Here is a 757-nt window from a genome sequence, read left to right on the forward strand (position 1 = left end):
CCACCGTTCCCTCACCGCTGAAGTCAGAGGGATGGCAGATCGTGGACGAACTCAACCGGGCCTTCAACAACCAGCCCGCCAGCGGCTACGTCCCGCAGATCCACGTCTCCACCAAGGACAACACCACGGCCACCGATGCCTGGGATCCGACAGGCTACCAGGACGCGTACCGCAAGATCTGGGGCAAATAATCCCGGCCTCAAAGCCCACCCGGCACATACAGGCCCCACCACCCAGAGCACATACGGGCCCCGGCCCGGGAACCAAGGTTGGAAATTGAACAACGAGAACAACCCCCGCGCCTCCGGCCCGGCGAAGACCACCCTCATTCCCCGCAGTGCCGGCTTCGTCGGGCTGGGGCTGATGGGTGCACCCATGGCAGCCAACCTGCTCAACGCCGGATGGAAGGTCACCGCATGGAACCGCTCCACGGCCGCCGTCGAGGATTTCATCCGCCTCGGCGGATCCAGCACCAAGAACGTCGCGGCCCTCCGGGACGAACCGGTCATCATCTTCATGCTCCCTGACCTGTCCTTCATCGAGGACGCCTCCACCGGCCTGCTGGACGAATGGCGGTTGATGCCGCCCCGGCCGGGAACGCTCGTTGTGGTGATGAGCAGCGTGTCCCCGGTCGCCGTCCGGGCCTTCGGGCAGGCCGTCGCCGAAGCCAGCGAAGGGAACGCTTCCGTCATCGATGCCCCGGTCAGCGGAGGCAGGGAAGGAGCCCAACAAGGGACCCTGGCCATCATGGCCGGCG

Annotated in this window: 2 protein-coding genes; both read left to right on the forward strand. The window is 66.1% G+C overall.

The genetic code is table 11. The features are described 5' to 3' along the window. Positions 1–191: hypothetical protein (locus tag AHiyo1_RS24960; protein ID WP_216363250.1), on the forward strand; the 191-nt coding region annotated here is incomplete at its 5' end. A gap of 85 nt (positions 192–276) precedes the next feature. Further along, a partial coding sequence (locus AHiyo1_RS27305; protein WP_340639352.1) for an NAD(P)-binding domain-containing protein occupies positions 277–757 on the forward strand: 481 nt, incomplete at its 3' end.

This window comes from Arthrobacter sp. Hiyo1 (genome assembly GCF_001263615.2).
In the GTDB taxonomy this organism is placed as follows: domain Bacteria; phylum Actinomycetota; class Actinomycetes; order Actinomycetales; family Micrococcaceae; genus Arthrobacter.